The organism is Burkholderia sp. Ac-20353 (assembly GCF_017104785.1).
GTDB lineage: Bacteria > Pseudomonadota > Gammaproteobacteria > Burkholderiales > Burkholderiaceae > Burkholderia.
In genome coordinates, this window is record NZ_JAAGPL010000508.1 from 1 (window position 1) to 1,137 (window position 1,137).

The 1,137-nt window shown below is 69.4% G+C and carries 2 protein-coding genes; one reads left to right on the forward strand and one right to left on the reverse strand.

All coding sequences use genetic code 11. The annotated features are described in order from the left end of the window. Positions 1-738 (reverse strand): GNAT family protein (locus G3N94_RS41615; protein WP_346778780.1); only part of this gene is annotated, 738 nt, incomplete at its 3' end. Positions 739-846: 108 nt separating this feature from the next. Between G3N94_RS41615 and G3N94_RS41620 the strand changes: the two genes are divergently transcribed. Beyond that, positions 847-1,137 (forward strand): winged helix-turn-helix domain-containing protein (locus G3N94_RS41620; RefSeq protein WP_205799946.1); only part of this gene is annotated, 291 nt, incomplete at its 3' end.

Below are 1,137 nucleotides of genomic sequence, written 5' to 3' on the forward strand. Positions count from 1 at the left end.
GCGGCCGGCCGCGTCGCGCGCGTTGGCCTGCGCGTGGCGGATCGCGGCGAGCGACTGGCGTTGCGCGCGCTGCGCGTCGAAGTTCGCGGGCGACAGCCACGCATCGAATGCCGCCGCGACGGCCGGCCATTCGCTGTCGACGATCGAGTACCACGCGGTGTCGCGACTGCGTCCCTTGTAGACGATCGCCTGCCGGAACGTGCCTTCGTAGCGGAACCCGAGCCGAGCGGCCGCCTGGCGTGAAGGCTCGTTGAGACTGTCGCACTTCCACTCGTAGCGCCGGTAGCCGAGCGTGTCGAATGCGTATTTCATCAGCAGGAATTGCGCTTCGGTCGACACGGGCGTGCGCTTCAGCGCGGGCGAGAACGTGACCGAGCCGACCTCGATCACGCCGTTGGCCGGATCGATGCGCATCAGCGCGAGCGTGCCGACCGCGCGGCCCGTCGCGAGATCGATCACGGTGTAGTGCAGCGGATCGGCGCTCGTCGCCGCTACGCGCGCGTACTCGCGATAGCTCGCTTCGTCGTCGTACGGACCGTGCGCGAGATAGGTCCAGTCGCGGCCGTCGGCCGCCTGCGAATAGGCGGCGTAGAGATCCGCCGCGTGGCGGTCGGCGTCGAGCGGCTCGAGCCGGCAGTAGCGGCCTTCGAGCGTGATGCGTTCCGGCCGCGGGCGCGCGGACCAGTCGGGAACCGGTTGACCAATGGGCTGCTGGTAGGCGTTGGTGAGCGTGGTAATCGTGGACAAGGTCGATCTCGCTTCGGTTGGCGGCCGGCGACATACCGGCATGCAGACGATCGTAGTAGCCGTGAGGTACCATGAGAAGCGCCAGCGCATGGTGATTTTATGGTGCCACAAACCCTCACGACTTCCGCTCCATCCTCCGGCGACGTTCCGCCGCAACTCGACGCACCGCTGTCGCGCGCGCCGGGCGCGCCGTCGCTGCAACGGCAGTTGCTGCGGCGGCTGCGCGACGCGATCCTCGGCGGCACGATGCCGGCCGGCAGCCGCCTGCCCGGCACGCGCGCGCTGGCCGACACGCTCGGTATTTCCCGCAACACGACGATGGCCGTCTACGAGCAGCTCGTCGCCGAAGGCTTCCTGCAGTCCGACCGGCGCGGCACGCGCGTCGTCGGG